Origin of the sequence: Neptunomonas japonica DSM 18939 (assembly GCF_000422765.1) — a bacterium.
Lineage (GTDB): Bacteria > Pseudomonadota > Gammaproteobacteria > Pseudomonadales > Balneatricaceae > Neptunomonas > Neptunomonas japonica.
The window spans coordinates 361,034-378,580 of record NZ_AUGR01000002.1 but is presented as its reverse complement, the minus strand read 5'-3'; the positions used below and the strand labels follow the sequence as shown (position 1 = coordinate 378,580).

The 17,547-nt window shown below is 43.9% G+C and carries 15 protein-coding genes and 1 pseudogene; 5 read left to right on the top strand and 11 right to left on the bottom strand.

Features of this window, described 5'->3' with window-relative positions; genetic code table 11:
* Window positions 1-57: 57 nt before the first annotated feature.
* From G511_RS0103900 to G511_RS0103870, 7 genes are all read right to left on the bottom strand, one after another.
* A complete protein-coding gene (locus G511_RS0103900; RefSeq protein ID WP_156905140.1) occupies window positions 58-822 on the bottom strand; it encodes an ABC transporter substrate-binding protein in 765 nt (254 codons plus the stop codon).
* Between the two features lie 60 nt (window positions 823-882).
* Window positions 883-1,656: an ABC transporter ATP-binding protein gene (locus G511_RS0103895; RefSeq protein ID WP_028468471.1), complete on the bottom strand. Its 774-nt coding sequence runs from the start codon at window positions 1,654-1,656 to the stop codon at window positions 883-885.
* Between the two features lie 224 nt (window positions 1,657-1,880).
* Entirely contained in the window at window positions 1,881-4,082 is a 2,202-nt protein-coding gene (gene ppk1 / locus G511_RS0103890) for a polyphosphate kinase 1 (protein ID WP_245573807.1), read from the bottom strand.
* A 28-nt stretch (window positions 4,083-4,110) separates the two neighbouring features.
* Window positions 4,111-5,121, bottom strand: a complete 1,011-nt coding sequence (hemB, locus tag G511_RS0103885) for a porphobilinogen synthase (protein ID WP_028468469.1) — start codon at window positions 5,119-5,121, stop codon at window positions 4,111-4,113.
* 234 nt (window positions 5,122-5,355) lie between these two features.
* Window positions 5,356-5,910, bottom strand: a complete 555-nt coding sequence (locus G511_RS0103880) for a biotin transporter BioY (RefSeq protein WP_036551106.1) — start codon at window positions 5,908-5,910, stop codon at window positions 5,356-5,358.
* Between the two features lie 5 nt (window positions 5,911-5,915).
* Window positions 5,916-6,545, bottom strand: a complete 630-nt coding sequence (locus tag G511_RS0103875) for an energy-coupling factor transporter transmembrane component T family protein (RefSeq protein ID WP_028468467.1) — start codon at window positions 6,543-6,545, stop codon at window positions 5,916-5,918.
* A complete protein-coding gene (locus tag G511_RS0103870; RefSeq protein WP_084628998.1) occupies window positions 6,542-7,369 on the bottom strand; it encodes an energy-coupling factor ABC transporter ATP-binding protein in 828 nt (275 codons plus the stop codon). The genes G511_RS0103875 and G511_RS0103870 overlap by 4 nt, the downstream gene beginning before the upstream one ends.
* A 105-nt stretch (window positions 7,370-7,474) precedes the next feature.
* On the opposite strand from G511_RS0103870, the pseudogene elbB reads away from it, so the two are divergent.
* The 5 genes and pseudogenes from elbB to G511_RS0103845 all read left to right on the top strand — a co-directional run bounded on the left by elbB (window position 7,475) and on the right by G511_RS0103845 (window position 13,600).
* Window positions 7,475-8,128 (top strand): annotated as a pseudogene (elbB, locus tag G511_RS21705) (isoprenoid biosynthesis glyoxalase ElbB).
* 216 nt (window positions 8,129-8,344) lie between these two features.
* Window positions 8,345-10,003 carry a GGDEF domain-containing protein gene (locus G511_RS0103860; protein ID WP_051221516.1) on the top strand — a complete coding sequence of 553 codons (1,659 nt, stop codon included), beginning with the start codon at window positions 8,345-8,347 and terminating at the stop codon, window positions 10,001-10,003.
* A 177-nt stretch (window positions 10,004-10,180) separates the two neighbouring features.
* Window positions 10,181-10,867: a hypothetical protein gene (locus tag G511_RS0103855; RefSeq protein WP_028468464.1), complete on the top strand. Its 687-nt coding sequence runs from the start codon at window positions 10,181-10,183 to the stop codon at window positions 10,865-10,867.
* A 277-nt stretch (window positions 10,868-11,144) separates the two neighbouring features.
* Window positions 11,145-13,007, top strand: a complete 1,863-nt coding sequence (locus tag G511_RS0103850; RefSeq protein WP_028468463.1) for a thiamine pyrophosphate-dependent enzyme — start codon at window positions 11,145-11,147, stop codon at window positions 13,005-13,007.
* Entirely contained in the window at window positions 13,007-13,600 is a 594-nt protein-coding gene (locus tag G511_RS0103845; protein ID WP_028468462.1) for an indolepyruvate oxidoreductase subunit beta, read from the top strand. Before G511_RS0103850 ends, G511_RS0103845 begins: the two co-directional genes overlap by 1 nt.
* A gap of 114 nt (window positions 13,601-13,714) precedes the next feature.
* On the opposite strand, the gene G511_RS0103840 is transcribed toward G511_RS0103845, so the two are convergent.
* From G511_RS0103840 to G511_RS0103825, 4 genes are all read right to left on the bottom strand, one after another.
* The gene (locus G511_RS0103840; RefSeq protein ID WP_028468461.1) at window positions 13,715-14,815 is read right to left on the bottom strand and encodes a cysteine protease StiP family protein; all 1,101 of its coding nucleotides are present in this window, start codon (window positions 14,813-14,815) and stop codon (window positions 13,715-13,717) included.
* Window positions 14,812-15,540 carry an HAD family hydrolase gene (locus G511_RS0103835; protein WP_028468460.1) on the bottom strand — a complete coding sequence of 243 codons (729 nt, stop codon included), beginning with the start codon at window positions 15,538-15,540 and terminating at the stop codon, window positions 14,812-14,814. The genes G511_RS0103840 and G511_RS0103835 overlap by 4 nt, the downstream gene beginning before the upstream one ends.
* 16 nt (window positions 15,541-15,556) lie before the next feature.
* Window positions 15,557-16,690 (bottom strand): phosphoribosyltransferase domain-containing protein, encoded by a 1,134-nt coding sequence (locus G511_RS0103830; protein WP_036551103.1) that lies wholly within the window; start codon window positions 16,688-16,690, stop codon window positions 15,557-15,559.
* Window positions 16,691-16,920: 230 nt separating this feature from the next.
* A complete protein-coding gene (locus tag G511_RS0103825) occupies window positions 16,921-17,499 on the bottom strand; it encodes a TerD family protein (RefSeq protein ID WP_028468458.1) in 579 nt (192 codons plus the stop codon).
* Window positions 17,500-17,547: the final 48 nt, after the last annotated feature.

The following is a 17,547-nucleotide window of genomic DNA, read 5'->3' as shown; positions in this document are numbered from 1 at the left end:
AGTGAATTATCCATTATGAGTAATGCGCGAGCTGTCATCGCTCGCGCATTGATCCGATCAATAGATAGAGAACGGGAAGTATTTAGCATTGATGACAGCATAAGTGCCGTTATCAACAATTGCTTTTAACGCTTTGTTGAATTTCGCTTTCAGGTCATCCTGACCGTGACGAATGGCTATACCAATTTTATCCACAGATTCCGTTTTAATGGTTTCGCCTTTAAATTCAAACTTCTGACCTGCATCGGTATTTAACCAGTCATACGCAGGGAATTTATCAGAAACTAGGCCATCTAAGCGGCCAGTCGCCATATCTAGATAAGCATTATCTTGCGTGTCATACAGCTTTACAGAAACGACATCGCCCAATACGTCTTCTAGGTACTGACCTGCGATAGTGGCACGCTGAGCACCCAGTGTTTTACCTTTAAGAGAGGCTTTATCTGTTTTAAGCTCGGCACCTTTAGGGCCAACAAACGCCAATGCATTGGTGTAGTACGGGTCTGTAAAGTCAACCGCCTGCAAACGCTCTTCAGTAATGGACATAGAAGCAACAATCGCATCAAACTTACGGCCTTTAAGCGCAGGGATCATTCCATCCCAGTCTTGCTCAACGATTGTACAGTCAGCTTTCATTTCAGCACACAACGCTTTAGCTATTTCGACATCAAAGCCGATCAGCTCGCCTTGTTCATTTTTCATATTGAAAGGCGCATAAGCCCCTTCAGTAGCGATACGGATCTTATCACCTGCAAAAGCCTGGGTTGCGGCAAAAGCGCCAGCGACTAACGTAACAGCTGCAATAATTTTACGAACACTCATCAGGTTTCTCTCTATATTATAAAAATTATTATAGTGGGTCTCTTTTGTGTGGCGCCAAAATCAGTTGTGGCTGGACATAAAGTCACGTACACGTTGAGATTTCGGGTTTTCAAACACTTGCTCTGGTGGCCCTATCTCTTCTATCTGTCCTTGATGTAGAAATACGACCTGACTTGATACATCACGCGCAAAACGCATTTCATGCGTAACGATCAACATTGTTCTACCCTCGTCAGCCAACTCGCGCATAACACTTAACACTTCGTTTACTAGCTCAGGATCCAATGCAGACGTTGGCTCATCAAACAACAACACCTGTGGGTCCATCGCTAATGCACGCGCTATCGCAACACGCTGCTGCTGGCCGCCTGACAAGTTACCGGGGTAAGCATCTTTCTTTTCGTACAGCCCTACTTTTTTTAGCAATCCTTCGGCACGCTCTACAGCCTGCTCACGCGATTGCTTTAAAACATTCATAGGTGCTTCGATAATGTTGCCAAGGATAGTTTTATGAGGCCAGAGGTTAAAGCTTTGAAATACGAATCCGATACGCGAGCGCATATCTTCGAGTTGCTTGCGATTTTCTGCTTCAAGATCACCGGATTTTCCGGTCTTAAGCTTTAGCTCTTCACCACCAATAATTACTTGGCCTTTGGCGGGCTGTTCAAGCAGATTAATACAGCGAAGCAGTGTACTTTTGCCTGAGCCACTTGAGCCGAGAATCGAAATGACATCCCCGTCGTTCGCCTTAAGTGAAACGCCCTTAAGTACTTCAAGACTTCCATAGGATTTATGTATATCGGTCAATTCGAGCGCGATCGAGGTATCAGACATAGTGTTTTCCATTATTGTGCGCATAGTTGATCAGTAAAAAGACCATAATACGCCATCTTATTTCTTATATGAAACATTTGACTTATGAGTCTATTTTCCTGATTTAGATTAAAAACGCAACGATTGCGCCTATTTCTGATGTTAAGATGTCTGAAAATACTAAAAAAAGGTCGCCACAACGAAAAAGAGCGCCAAAAGGCGCCCTTAAAACGGTTCAACGTGCGTTAGCTGGCAAAATCTCTAAGTAACTGCTGCTGTGCACTAAAAGGTTCTACGCCTTCTGCAGGTTTTAACAGCGTATAACTACCATCGGCTTTTAATTCCCAACTCTGGGTATTATCAGCTAAATAGTAATCCAGCTCTTTCTTAACACGCTCACCTTGCTTACCTGTAACAGGGAAACAAGTCTCCACACGATTAAGCATGTTACGCTCCATCCAATCCGCACTGGCACAAAGTACTTCTGGTTTACCGTTATTTCCAAAGTAATAAACCCGAGTGTGTTCCAAGAAGCGCCCAATAATTGAACGTACAATAATATTCTCTGATATCCCGGGTAACCCCGGGCGCAAACGGCACATACCGCGAATGATTAATTCAATCTTCACGCCCGCTTGTGACGCTTCATACAGGGCGCGAATCATCTTAGGCTCAGTTAGGCCGTTTACTTTAATGATGATATGCCCCGGCTTACCGCTAGATGCGAGCTTTGTTTCGTGCTGAATTAGCTCCAACATTTTGGCATGCAGAGTAAATGGTGCGTTATAAAGCTTTTTGAGACGCTGAATTTTGCCCATGCCCGTTAACTGCTGGAAAACCTTATGGACATCTTCGCCTATTTCATCATTCGAGGTGAGATAACTATAATCGGTGTATAAACGTGCGGTACCCGAGTGATAGTTGCCTGTTCCCAAATGGCAATAACGTACCAACTTGGAGCCTTCACGACGTACAATCAGCATCGCTTTTGCATGCGTTTTGTAACCCACAACACCATACACCACCAAACAACCCGCTTCTTGCAAACGGCTCGCAAGATGCAAGTTACTTTCTTCATCAAAACGAGCACGCAGCTCAATAATGACGGTCACTTCTTTACCGCCACGTGCAGCCTCAACCAGCGCATTAACGATATCGGACTTATCTCCGGTACGATACAACGTCTGCTTGATTGCTATTACATCTGGGTCTTTAGCCGCTTTCATTAACAAATCTACAACGGGCGTAAACGACTGGAACGGATGCATTAACAACTGGTCGCCGGTTTTTAGCGCTTGGAACACATTCGGCTCTTTCTCTTTTTTAAGCTTACCCGGTACGCCAGGTGAGAAAGGAGGCCATTTCAACTCTTGGCGCCCAGCTAAATCCCGTACCGTCATGAGACGTGTAAGGTTAACAGGGCCATCGACTTTATAAACTTGTTCTTCATCCAGATGGAATTCTATTTTCAAGAAATCGATAAGTTCTTCTGGTGTACGATTATCAATTTCTAATCGCACCGCATCACCGTATTTTCTCGAATGTAACTCGCCGCGTAACGTACGGGCTAAATCATCCATCTCTTCAAAATCGAAGGTTAAATCGGCATTTCGAGTAATACGGAACTGATAACAGCCTAGTACCGTCATGCCAGGAAACAGCTCAGCTGCGCACTCATGTATAACAGAGGACAGGAAGATCAGGTTATCACCACCGTCACACAGCTCATCCGGCAAACGAATCAAGCGAGGAAGAGAACGCGGTGCCGGTATAATTGCCAGTCCTGTTTCACGCCCAAACGCATCTTTACCATCGAGCTGCACAATAAAGTTAAGGCTTTTATTTACCAATTTAGGGAAAGGATGCGCAGGATCCAAACCTATCGGACTAATAACGGGTACAACCTTCTCCTCAAAGAAGTTTTTAATCCAAACCAACTGCTCAGGCGACCAATCACGACGCCGTAAAAAATGAATGCCGCATTTTTCCATTTCAGGAAACATAATTTCATTTAGAATACGATATTGGCGATCCACATTGACTTGGCAAATCTCACGGATTTTCTCAATAACCTTTTTCGGATACATAGCATCCGGGCCAACTGTTTCACGCCCATATTTTAACTGGCGTAATTGATCTGCTACGCGGATCTCGAAAAATTCATCTAAATTACTGGAGAAGATCAGCAGAAACATCAAGCGCTCAAGCAATGGATAACGATCATCCAATGCTTGCTCTAGTACCCTAACATTAAACTGCAATTGACTAAGTTCACGATTGATATAGAGTTCCGGCGCCTTGAGGTCAACCGGTTCAACCTCAACAGGATGGTCTACCGTTGGTAAAATTTCACGGCTATCCACCAGCGCCTGCGCGGCCTGGTTTTGCATCATTTCTTCACTCATCATCTCTACCTGTTCATCAATCGCAATGACATGCTCAGTCATTTCTGTCTCCAGTATAGTGAGAGACCGACTATTCGTTCATCTGTTGTGCTGCTCGTTTCGCGAAGTAAGTAAGAATGCCATCGGCGCCGGCACGTTTAAATGCCAGTAAAGATTCCATCATCACACTGCGCTCATCCAACCAGCCGTTCTGGAAAGCAGCCATATGCATCGCATATTCGCCACTGACCTGATAAACGAAGGTCGGTACTTTAAATTCATCTTTTACCCGGCGCACAATATCTAGATAAGGCATGCCAGGTTTAACCATAACCATGTCTGCACCTTCTGCCAGATCCAAGCCTACTTCGTGTAGCGCTTCATCACTGTTGGCAGGGTCCATTTGATAACTATTTTTATTGCTCTTACCTAAATTACCAGCAGAGCCTACAGCATCACGAAAAGGGCCGTAGTAAGCACTTGCATACTTGGCAGAGTACGCCATGATACGGGTATTCACATACCCGCCTTCTTCTAATATTTCACGGATACCGCCTATGCGGCCATCCATCATGTCACTTGGAGCTACCACATCAGCTCCCGCCTCCGCATGCGATAACGCCTGCTGGATAAGCGCCTCTACGGTACGATCATTCAGGACATAACCGGCGTCATCTATGATGCCGTCTTGCCCATGCGTGGTGAATGGGTCTAGCGCCACATCGGTAATAATGCCTAAATCAGGGCATGCATCTTTAATGGCTTTAACCGCTCTTTGTGCCAAGCCATCTGGGTTGTAAGCTTCTTCTGCAAACTCTGACTTTGCAGAAAGCGGTGTTACAGGAAACAACGCCATTGCAGGAACACCCAGCGCGGCAATTTCTTTTGCTTCTTTAACTAGCAGATCAATGCTCATACGCTGCACACCCGGCATAGAAGCAACACTCTCTGTACTGTTGCTCCCCTCGATCACAAATACGGGGTAGATAAGATCATTCGGTGTCAGCTGATTTTCCCGCATCAAACGACGCGAGAAAGTATCTGCACGCATGCGCCGCAGACGTGTTTCTGGAAAAAAGCGCTGGCTATCATTAAAGGCCACGGTTATATCCTTTTAATCTGAGTAAATTTAACTAAATCTATATGACAAACTGATGACAAACGCCACATTCCATCTGCTTCAACGCTGCGTTGAGGCAACTGCTCATGGCTTTTATCTTAACGTATTCTGGATGAAAATGAATATGACAGGCATCAGTAGGTAGGTCTAATGTAGAAAAGCAGCCAGCAGAACCGCCAGCTGCTTATATCTATGTCGTCAGGCACAACTTTATATTTATCGAGAAGGGATAATGCCCGGCATCGCGCGTAGAACAGACTGAGCTATTAATGCAGCAATAAGCGCCTTAATAATATCACCCGGAATAAACACAAGAATAGCTTTCGCTGCACCTGAAAAATCTAATGACGTCATCGCCACCATACCCGGTATACCAAAGGCATACAGCACTATAATACCACCAACTATTGACGAGATAAGCGCAGCCGCAAAGAGATTAACGTTTTTAAGCTGCTGCATCATTAACCCGGTGACCAGCGCTGCAAACGGGAAACCAACAATAAACCCAACGGTAGGCCCTGCAAACACTCCCAATCCACCACGCCCGCCAGCCAATAAAGGCGCGCCTAACGCAACCACCAAAATAAACAGCGCCACCGATAAGAAACCTCGCACAGGCCCCAGCATGATACCGGCTAACATTAAGCCTAGTGTCTGAGCCGTTAACGGGACACCGCCCGCCACTGGGATATTAAATTTAGGTAACAGCCCTAATGCGGCAATCACTGCTGCATAGAGTGCTATCTGCACGAGAGTTCTATCTTTGTTCATACTTTTTATCTCCTGACTTCTATGGGACGAACAGAGATTTTACTACTGCCACCCCGTGCGGTTAATGCTTCGGCGACATGATCGGATAAACGAATCGCCTGAATAATAAGCGGCACTATTAAGCGCCATTTTTGTTTTTTCCCACCCCTGGCTTTCCACGCTTCATCCAGGTTATACATAACCAATACCAGCACCGGAGCAAAACGCACCATTAATGCAACCGCCAGCGCCAACGCGCGTGGCGAGATACCGACCCATTGCAAAGGCCAAAATACTGGCTGCAAGGCAGCCATCATGTCTGTCATACGGGTCGTCAGCGTTATCAGGTTTGCCAGCAAGAACATAGTTACCAGCCTCAGCACAGAAACGCCGCCCTCATAAGCAGAGCCTGCCCAAAAATGAAACGCCATGATGACAGCCAAAAATGGCAACAACGGTTTAACCATATTTAGGTGCTGCCAGCCACGGCCACCGAGTGTTACGTATAACAATGCCGTTGCAAGCATAGACGCAAGCATCAACTCAAGCTGAGTAACCGGCAAAATCAACATGCTAGAAGCAGCTAATAAGCAGAGTTTAAAACCCGCGGGCAAGTGATGCAGCCAACTGCTGCGTGCCAAATAGAGGGTAATCATAAGGAAACTGAAAGGTTATCAACGCTAGCGAGATATGAGCGTATCACTTCATCCGGCAAACCATCTGCTTTAATCTGGCCTTCATCCACCCAAATAAGCCTATCAAAATCACCGTACACGCTAAAGTCATGACTAATAAGGAGCACATGTGTGTCTGTATTATGGATAAGCGCAAGTAGCAAGTGTCTTGTGGGTAAATCAAGCGATGAAAACGGCTCATCCAATATCAATAGACGAGGCTTCATAATCAATACGGACAGAATACATACGCGCTGTTTTTGCCCCTCTGACAACTGAGTTACAGGTCGATCAGCCCAGGACTCAATCCCTTGCTCAGCCAATAAGGCCAGCGCCGAAGCTCTGGCTTTTTGCGCGGACTGACCTAACTGCTCACAACCAAACGCCAGTTCTTCTGCGACCGTTGGAAATATCATTTGATGATCAGGGTTCTGGAAAATAAATCCGACCAGCGCAGGCATCAACGCTGCTTGCTTCACCGTATCATAACCAAATACCGACACCCGTCCTTGCTCCGGTGCAATTAGCCCATTAAGTAAGCGCACCAACGAGCTTTTACCTGAGCCATTATTACCAATCAGTCCAACACGCGTTTCATTCCAACGTAATGATAACTGCTGAAATAAATGATTATCAGCACGCTGCAAATCAACCTGCTCAATACAGATACTATCCGCAAGCGATGGATAAAGTGGCGCTTGGTGAGTCAACACAGGTGTTTTTTGTTTTCCTGAAAACCAAGACACGGCGGTATTCGCTACAAGACTAAAAAGAGGACCGAAAGTATAGCCGCACTTGTCGGGCATGAAAATGTAAACCGTCCATGATCTGAGTGCTAATTTCACAACACCTTACAATGTTACCCTCTAACTATAGACAAAAGATAACCAACAGACATAGAGGAATAACCCATGAAAAAAATTGCGGTTATTTTATCTGGCTGCGGAGTATTCGACGGATCGGAAATTTACGAATCTGTTTTAACCCTGCTGCGGATTGAACAATAAGGAAGAAAATATCAATGCATGGCACCCAATATGGAACAACTTCATGTGATAAATAACCTCAATGGTGAAGTAGCTGAAGGTGAGTCACGCAATGTACTGGTTGAGGCCGCACGCTTAGCTAGGGGTGCAATTATTGACTTGGCCACAGCCAACCCAGATGATTATGCTGGATTGATTATTCCCGGCGGATTTGGTGCTGCCAAAAATCTTTCAGACTTCGCTGTTAATGGCGCGCAATGCAGTGTTAATAAGCAGGTAAAACTATTTGCCTAAGCCATACACAAATCAGGCAAGCCCGTTGGCCTTATCTGCATTGCTCCTACCATGACACCACTCATCTTTGGCGAAGGAGCCACTTGCACCATTGGCACCGATAATGACATAGCCGGGGCAATCGAAGTAATGGGAGGTAAACACCAGAACTGCCCTGTTAGTAAAATAGTCATCGATCAAGAACGTAATATCATCAGCACACCAGCATATATGCTAGCGGGCTCCATAAGCGAAGCGGCTAGTGGCATTAATAAGCTAGTGGATGAAGTGCTACAGCGAGCGTAATTAAAGCACTACGGCTCGTTTAAAAAATCTACACATTACTTGCTAAGTAGAGGCTCACAACTAACAAGAAGCATCTGCCAAAATATTTTAGTGAAAACTAAGTTTGGTTTTCACTAAAATGAGACTATTTTTTAATAAAGACGTTGAAAATGTAACTCATTAATCCTTTAGAGAACCAAGTGCAGGATGCGATATACCTTTCTTCTGAAATCACTGATGATTTTACTTTTTTGCAGCCAAACGTTGGCTGGGGATTTTTTCAATCTCGCTGGCAAGAATACTCTAGAAATAAGCGAAATAGGTATATGGCATAAAGTTGACCCACAAGAACAATTCTCAAACTTTTCTTCAATAGAGAAGTCGCTGACACATACTCAACCAGTTGAAGGCACATTAGTTGGGCATTCAGGTAGCTATGTTGCCAAGATCGCTTTAATAAACAATAGCGATGCAACTCAAACTTGGTTCGTAAACCCCAACTTAATCTTTGTCGACATTGGCCTCGCCTTCTGGCAACGCGATGACGGAAGCGTAGAAAGACTCGATGACTTTTCTCAATTAAACGATTATCGAACACCAGTATTAATGCACTCACAGGCAATTAGCCTTATCACACAAAAGCAAGAACAAGGGTACTTATGGTTATATGTTGACGCCAAACAATATGTGAACCCTTTATCCATTAAAATCTATAACACCGCAGCGTTTTATCAAAATCAATTTATTGTTAACGTTATAACAATAACGGCAATAGCTGTGATGCTGACACTAGCGCTCATTGCGGTGATTATTTTCTTCAGAACAAAAAATAGTATTACGATAGCATGTGCCGGATATATAGGATTACATGGTCTCGGCTGGGCCTCTGCCGCGGGGTTACTCGATGATATTTTTTCGATAGGCAGCGTCAATTTAAGCTATACAGGCATCTTAATTTTTCCTTTCGCCATCGCATTTGCCAGCCAGTTCACAAAACTACTATTTAACTGTCAACAAGAGCATTTCTTACTCGCTCGCTACCTTAATATCCTGACACTAGCCTGCGTTGCAGTAGGCGCTTTACTCCCTTGGGTTAACTATTCTTTAGCCTTTACCATCTCACACCTTATCGCATTAATTTGGATAACGTCGAGCGTAGCAATTGGTATAAAAATGCTACGAAGAAAATTTTCTCGTGCAAAATATTACCTCTTAGGCAACGCCAGCTACGGCGTAGCTTTGCTAATTTATGTTCTGTTACATGCCAGAATAATTGAAGCAAATGTATACCCAGAGTTGATTGTTTTATCTGCATTAGCGATAGACTGCATTTGCATACTACTGTCCTTAGCTGAATGGCTTTATGGCCAACAGAGAAATTATAACCGTTCAATCTACCTTGCCCGCATTGACCCGCTAACCAATACTGGCAATCGGCATTTAATGAGTGAAAAATTCGCCGGCCTAAAAAGCCACTTCATTATTGTGTTTATTGACTTTGATGGTATCAAGTCGATTAATGACCAATTTGGGCACGAAAAAGGTGACCTGTTTTTGATCGAAGGTGCTGCGCTCATGAAAAGAAAAACCAATGATAAAGGTGATGTATTCCGTACTGGGGGAGACGAGTTTGTCTGGCTATTTGATGTTAATCACAAAAATGATTTAACCGCATTAGTACGACAAACAAACACCCTAGTAAACGAATGTGAGAACGAATTACGACAACAAGGCTGGCATAGTGCCGGTATTAGTTATGGAATCGCCACCAGCCTAGAAGGCAACAATCAATCAGAATGCATGTCATTAGCCGACAAGAGAATGTATGCACATAAACGCAGTAAAAAAGCGTTACTGAACCCTCATGAAGATAAAGGTATTACTTCTCATATTTAATTGTGAATGCAGCCCTTTATCATCACTCGCCTTACATCTTTGACAGACGAGTGATGCCGTTTACAGGCGTTTATTAACTTTCAATAACGTTTATAATTCTCTAGCTATTTAATGCAGAATAGACAAATAACGGGACTCTTTATAGACTCCCGTTTTCTTCGTTTTTAAAGGGTCGTAATGTTATATAACGCAGTGGGAATGCTCAGTTCTATATTTTTTATTGGTTGCCTGTTTGGTCTTGTGGATCAACTACGACGGATCATAAAACGTAAGAGTGACGGATTATCAACAGCACCTGGCTATGCTACACAATCAATTTCAGCCAACGCATTCTTTTCCAGCTTCATCGCATTCTATGCCTTTTTTCTTTATTCCATCATGCTGGATGAAGTCGAATACTATATGTTAGTAACGCGCTTTTTTGCCGCTTCAATGACTCTATTCATTCTGTATGAAATCTATATTGACAGAGATCGCATATCCCAGAAAATACCTTTCATCACCGGTCTAGTTTGTATGGCAATAGCCTGTCTGGCTTTTTTATATCGAGAGGATGTATTGGTCATCGGGCGCTCCACTTCCATAGCTCTGGCCCTTGGCGCAACGCTAGTTATGCTGCAGGGTGGTATACAGCAGATACGCAAAATTCATAAAGAGAAAACGACCGGCGTACTCTCTCTACCAATGAATACAGTTTTTATGTGCAAAGATCTTGCTAATGTAGCCTTTGGACTGGTGTTAGGATTTACCGATGGCTGGCCATTACTATTGTTAGGCACTATCAGTGCACTGTTAAAGTTAGGGATAATCATTCAGTTTTTTCACTATCGTAAACGATGTAAAGAACAGGTAATCGCCCGCTAAAAACACCTCTGATAACCTGATTGTTATCATCCTAGGGCCAAGCTGATTTGCCCTAATACTAACCTTTCATGCTCAATATCGAATAGGGTGCACGCCCTTTTTTAGCGCCTCTATAGCTCAAGTCCACAAACACGCACCTCCTTATACCTTCGCCCAATCTATTCTGCTTTATTGATCTAGATCGGTATTTTCCCTTATCAGCACCGCTACACTCGAAAATGACGCATTTTTATAAAAACACTAATAAAAAATTATCATATGGTATTGGAGTGATGTTATGTCGGCTGCTGAGCAAGACCAGAACAATCCACGCATTTTCATTTCTGGGAACGAGGCCGTCGCACTCGCCGCTCGAGATGCGGGTTGTCGGGTTGCATCTGCCTACCCTGGTACGCCGTCCACAGAAATTTTAGAATATATTTCTGCTTACCCTAATCTCTACTCTGAATGGTCAATCAATGAGAAAGTTTCATTAGAAGTCGCAATAGGTGCTTCACTAGCGGGTAGCCGAGCTTTATGTGCGATGAAACACGTCGGTATGAATGTCGCTTCTGATGCACTTATGACACAAACATTAATTGGCGCTGTCGGCGGCTTAGTGATTGTTGTTGCTGATGATGTGGGGTTATCTTCTTCACAAAATGAGCAAGACTCCCGCTACTGGGGGCGTTTTGCTCACCTTCCTGTACTGGAGCCTTCAGATTCACAAGAAACTTACGATATAACCCGCTTTGCTTTTGGTCTGTCAGAACAATACGCCGTCCCCGTAATTGTGCGCTTAACCACTCGAATCTGTCATGTAAAAGGGTTAGTAACGTTATCCACACCTCAAGTAGAAGAAGGTCACAAGTTCAATAAAGATGCTAGCCGTTTTGTGATGGTTCCAGGCAATGCCAAACAGCGTATTCCCCTGATGTTTGAGCGAGATAAAACACTGGCGAATTTTTCTGAATCCTGCGCACTAAATATAATGGAGCAAGGAGAGAACCGCACTATCGGCTTTATTACTTCCGGCGCAGCATACTGCCATGTTCGGGAGGCATTTCCAGATGCACCATTAATCAAGTTGGGGCTTAGTCACCCGGCTCCTATCGAACTGATCAGAGAGTTTGCTCAAAGCGTTGATAAACTAGTTGTCATAGAAGAGGTAGAAGCCCTACTGGAAACAGAGTTAAGGGCTGCCGGTATTGAGCTATTTGGTAAAGATGTCGTCCCCCGTATTGGCGAGCTAACACCAACCGTTATCACTCCAGCAATTGAACGCTTGCTGGGCAAAGAAAAAAGCATTGCCACTATTGGCATGACAGATGTATTTCCTCGCCCACCAACCATGTGTGTTGCATGCCCACATCTAGGGATTTACTACTGCTTATCACATGTAAAAAACACCATTATCGCTGGTGATATTGGTTGCTACACCTTAGGAGCAGGCCACCCGTGGAATGCACTAGATACGTGCATTAGCATGGGTGCATCACTGAGCGTCGCACAAGGAATCGATAAAGGGCGTAGCGAGGAAGATGCTAACAAGAATGTGATTGCGGTTATCGGAGATTCCACCTTTCTACATATGGGCATGCAGGGCCTTTTAGACATTACATATAACAAGGGCAACATCACTATTCTACTGCTAGATAATCGCGCGGTGGGCATGACGGGAGGCCAAAACGCCCCCTCTTCTGGTATTGATATCCATGGTGAAGCCACCATTCAAGTTGATTTTCGAAAGCTCTGCGAAGCATTAGGCGTCAAGCCAGAGCGTATTCATGAGCTCAACCCTTATGAATTGCCCACGCTCTTCAAAGCATTACGTGAAGAAGTCAAAGCTAAAGAACCTTCAGTGATCATCACTAACCAGCCCTGTGTATTAACTGAGCGCTACGCCAAGCAACCACCCCTGACTGTTGAAGATGATAAATGCACGGGATGCAGTAACTGTTTAGATGTTGGTTGCCCAGCTATTTTAGTGACAAGGCGAGAAATAGTGGTAAAACCTAACGGCAAAGAGAAAGAACTCTCTTTTGTTAAGATCGATACCGCCGCTTGCACCGGATGCAATCTGTGTATTAACACTTGCGCGCCTGATGCCATCGTTCCCCTAATTAATGTCGCACATTTTAATGCGGTGGAGATCAAATAATGGAACAGATCACTAATATTATGGTCGTGGGCATCGGTGGACAAGGCGTCATGACCGCTGCCGATATCATCTCCCAAGCAGCAATAATGGAAGGGTACGACGTTAAAAAAACTGAAGTAGCAGGTATGGCGCAACGCGGCGGCGTTGTTACTTCGCATGTACGCTTTGGCAAAAAAGTGCTGTCCCCTTCTATTCCTCCCGGCACTGCTGACCTTATGCTGGCATTTGAACCCGCCGAAGCACTGCGCTGGGTAACACATGTAAAAGACCAAGCCACTGTAATGGTGAATACTTACCCACAAGCACCACCGGTTGTCTCTATTGGTTTATTTAACTACCCAGAACAACCTGAAGCACAATTGCAAAGCCACCCTATTGAGCTGATCAGCTTTGATGCAGGTTCGCTATCAATAGAGCTAGGTGACCGACGGTTAGTTAACTCTATTATGCTAGGAGCGATTGCTAAGCAACTACCTTTTAGCTCTGACGTGTTGAAAGCAGCTTTACTGGCACGTTTCAAAGATAAAGGAGCAAAATTACTAGCACTCAACGAAACGGCGTTCGAAGCAGGGCAACAAGCGGCTACAGCTTAAGCTATAGCATACAAAAAGCAGTGACTAGCTACTCTAAAGAAGCGAACAAACAGGCTCTTCTGAAGCATCACGAAAATAGGCTGCTATTGCATTCAATAAGTGCGCTACACCTATTTATTCGCTTACATTGGCAACAATAGCAACTGCATTAAACGGCATGCCGCCATCTTGGTAGACTTGAATACCTTTATCTTTAGCTAATACTAATAAATGAGAAACATCTGCGCTGTTCCTATTTTTAACGACTAATAGCTTCGGTACGCGACGCAACATAACTCGTGTAGCTTCGGCAATGCCCGGTTTAACCCGGTTGATATCAGTTACGCCATACTGCACCATCAACTGGTCGATATAGACCTTCATTTTCTGATGTCGCTCATTACTTACTTCGTCACGCTGAGCGCTCTCGTCAGGAGAAGTTGTGCTAAACAGCGCAGACACTTCATCCACAAACCAATTACTCAAATCATGTTTGGCCAAATGTGAGTAAACAACACACTGATGAAAGCCTTGATATTCTGGTCTGAGGATAGTTCTTGATACCAACCCTGAGACCGTACTATTAAGGATACCAGATGGGATAGTGTAATCATCAACGGTGGCAACAAGGTCTGCCATCCCGCCTATATCTGAAATCACACAAAGTTCATCTGAAACTTTGTAATCACTTCCGTTATTCCAATCCGCAATCGCCGCTTTTAATTCTTGAGTAATGATCCCTTTTGCAGTCCAACCATCTACGAACAGTATACTCTCAGCTGCATGACCCGCTTTTTCCAAGTACGAAAGTGCCGCCCTATCGATGCCCTTATCCCTAATGATCGATATTGAATAGTGACTAACATCGACATTATAGTAATGTTTTAATGCTCGATTTAATAAAACACCGATCGGTGTACCTGCTCTCGCTAAAGAAACAAGAGTGACGGTATCTCCCTTCTTATCAAAAATCTGTTTCGCCAAACCCGCTACTTCAGCTGCGAGTCTTTGTTTGTACTTATCGACTAAACCGAAAAACAACGTTAAGTACTGATCGCTGGGTGGGTACTCTTGCGAGATCATCGCTGAATAGTGCTGCCCCCCAATTTGCATTTGTCGCTCTTTCTCTTCTACAGTCAACATAGGGATATCGATAGCTTGGAGTAGAAACTGGCAATCGTCTATTGAGTAGCTACCTTTTAAAGGCTTCAAAACTGTCTGTAACTTCATACTCATAACAACTTATCTTGGCTAATCTGACTAACCGAAGGGATGACTTGAAAATGGCAAGATGACATGAAAGCCAAATCACTCGTACTATCGCCAACGCCAAGAAATAATAAATTGCTTTGGTGAGCGATTAGTATTTTCTGTAAAAACTCCACCGCCCGTTTTTTACAGGCATAAGGGGGTAAAAGAGCCATATTATTTCCGTTGACATGTACTCGAGCATTCCCCGCTTGCTGACAAAAACGCTCAGCAACTCCCTCTAGCTTAGTAAGATCTGTAGGCTCGCCTTTAATCGATATATAACAAGGGAAACCAAAATCACTTATGACACGACACCGAAGTGATAACTGTTGCTCCGCAATGATGGACAACACCTCTTCCACATAACTGTCTAATATTTCCTGCCATTGGCTACTCTCTTGAGTAAGTACCTGTAACCAATCAGCTTCAACTTCGTTTTCTTCATTAAGAATAATGGCACCGTGGTCAATTACCTTATACGTGCTAAAAGATAAAGACACTCGATCTAATGCTTCTTTATTTCGCCCAGTAACAGGAATCAGTCGTTGGTCATTACACAGATTGTAAAAATGCAATTGTTCGACAGATGAAAAAGAGGCGGGTTGAGCGTCTTTATCAATGGCAGTAACCGCCATCTCTACACCACTTTCGCACTTTCTTTTTGTTTGAATCAAGGTGTCATCAATATCAGTAAAAACAACGATCGACATACAAATACCCTTAAAATTAATTGAGAATAGCGGTTATAGCATTGAGTTTTAAGCGAAATGGACAAGAGAAATACTGCTCATGTGTTTCATATAAAATAATGGCTTGTCGATTTTTTTGCAGGTTGTATAAATAATAAACGCCTCTCTGGGCCTCATCGAAAAAACTTTGCTTGCTCGTTATTCCCGCCCCTTCCAGAACCGGTGAGCGACCAGTAGATTGAAAAACAACATCTACGCCTTGCTCTTGAAGACCTTCTGCAAATAAGAAAGGTTGAAATGTAAACTCACCCGTGCCGATGACCGTGTACTTTTCAGCAGAATTGAGCTGATTGATATCCAGCCGGGCACCCTGCGGAGTATAAAAGAACACTTCAGGCTCTTCCGATGCTAAATATCCTGTTCTGCCAATATCCTCCCTACTGTTTGCACTACTAATACCACTGGCGGTTTTATCGGGTAACTGGAGTGGAAACTGCTCATCGGCATAAAAGCGATAACTGCCGTCCAATAAACTAATAAATGTAAATGATAGCTGAGGGTAGGCTTGTCGATACGCTTCTCGTTGCTCTAATGATAACCAATTAACTAAGCTGACCCATACGATTGCCTTCAATTGGGAAAGGTTTTGCTGCAATTTTTGGCTTAATTGCTCTAGCGTTTTTCCGGTACTTATTTCATCATCGACTATAACAACAGACTCAACCTGCTGTTCTGCTAAGGTGCTATCAAGACGGTAAATTAAATGCGAAGGTGCGTGGCTATGTGCTTCTGTGATCGAAAAACCGATATCCCGATCCAAATCACACCGTGTCGTGTGACTATAAATCACCTTCTGCAAACCGCTTCGTTTTAACTCTTGAGCAACACCAGCTCCCAAGCCCGTTGCTGTTTCTGCAACACCTAAAACCCAAGTATTACTGTGCAACAATAGCGACTGTCTAACGGCTTTCGCTAACGTTTGATAAGTTTCACGCATATCGCTAGGCAGGCAAGGAACATACTTCCCTAATACCTTAGAAATAAATAAGTAGCGGCGTTTAGGGTTCTGACGTGCACCAAAGGTGAGTAATTTTTCAAGCGGATAGCGCGCATTGTGAACCGATATTTGCAGCAGGCCAGTCTGCAATTCAACATCGCATCGGTTTAGCATAGTGACAAATTCCATATTTAAAAAGATGCTTCAGCTAGGCTACACACGAGCGAGCGATTTACTAAAGCGAGATGAACAGTACGTGGTGATCATTATATCGCTACGGCTATAGCGATATTAGAATCTGATCAATATTACCATGCTATTAAAATAAGATAAGCAGCTGAGTGCTGACCGCTTAAGCTATAAAAAAGCAGTCCGAAGACTGCTTATACGTCACAACGCCAAGATTAACCTACATTAACACCATACTGCTGTGCCATTGGCTTAAGACCACCAGCAAAACCTTGACCGATAGCTTTGAATTTCCATTCACTATTGTGGCGGTATAGTTCACCAAAAACCAATGCCGTCTCAGTAGAGTAATCTTCTGACAAGTCGTAACGAGCGGCTTCCGCATTAGATTCTTGGTTTACAACGCGGATGAAAGCGTTAGAGACTTGCCCAAAGTTTTGGTTGCGAGCTTCAGCATCATGAATAGTAACACCCACGATAACTTTATTTACATCAGCAGGAATTAGGCTCAAATCTACTTTAACAGACTCATCATCGCCGTCACCTTCACCTGTTGTATTATCACCAGTGTGCTCAACAGAGCCACACGCTGATTTCAGGTTGTTGTAAAAAATGAAGTCACCATCGCCGCGTACTTTTCCATCATCACCAACCATGAATACAGATGCATCCAAGTCAAAGTCCGTGCCATCTGTAGCACGTGAGTCCCAGCCCAAGCCTAATAGCATTTTAGTCATGCCTGGAGCCACTTTCTCTAGTGAAACGTTACCGCCTTTCTGTAGTGATACACCCATGTTATAAAACTCCTGATTACGTTTGTGTATTTTCGTCACTGAAACATG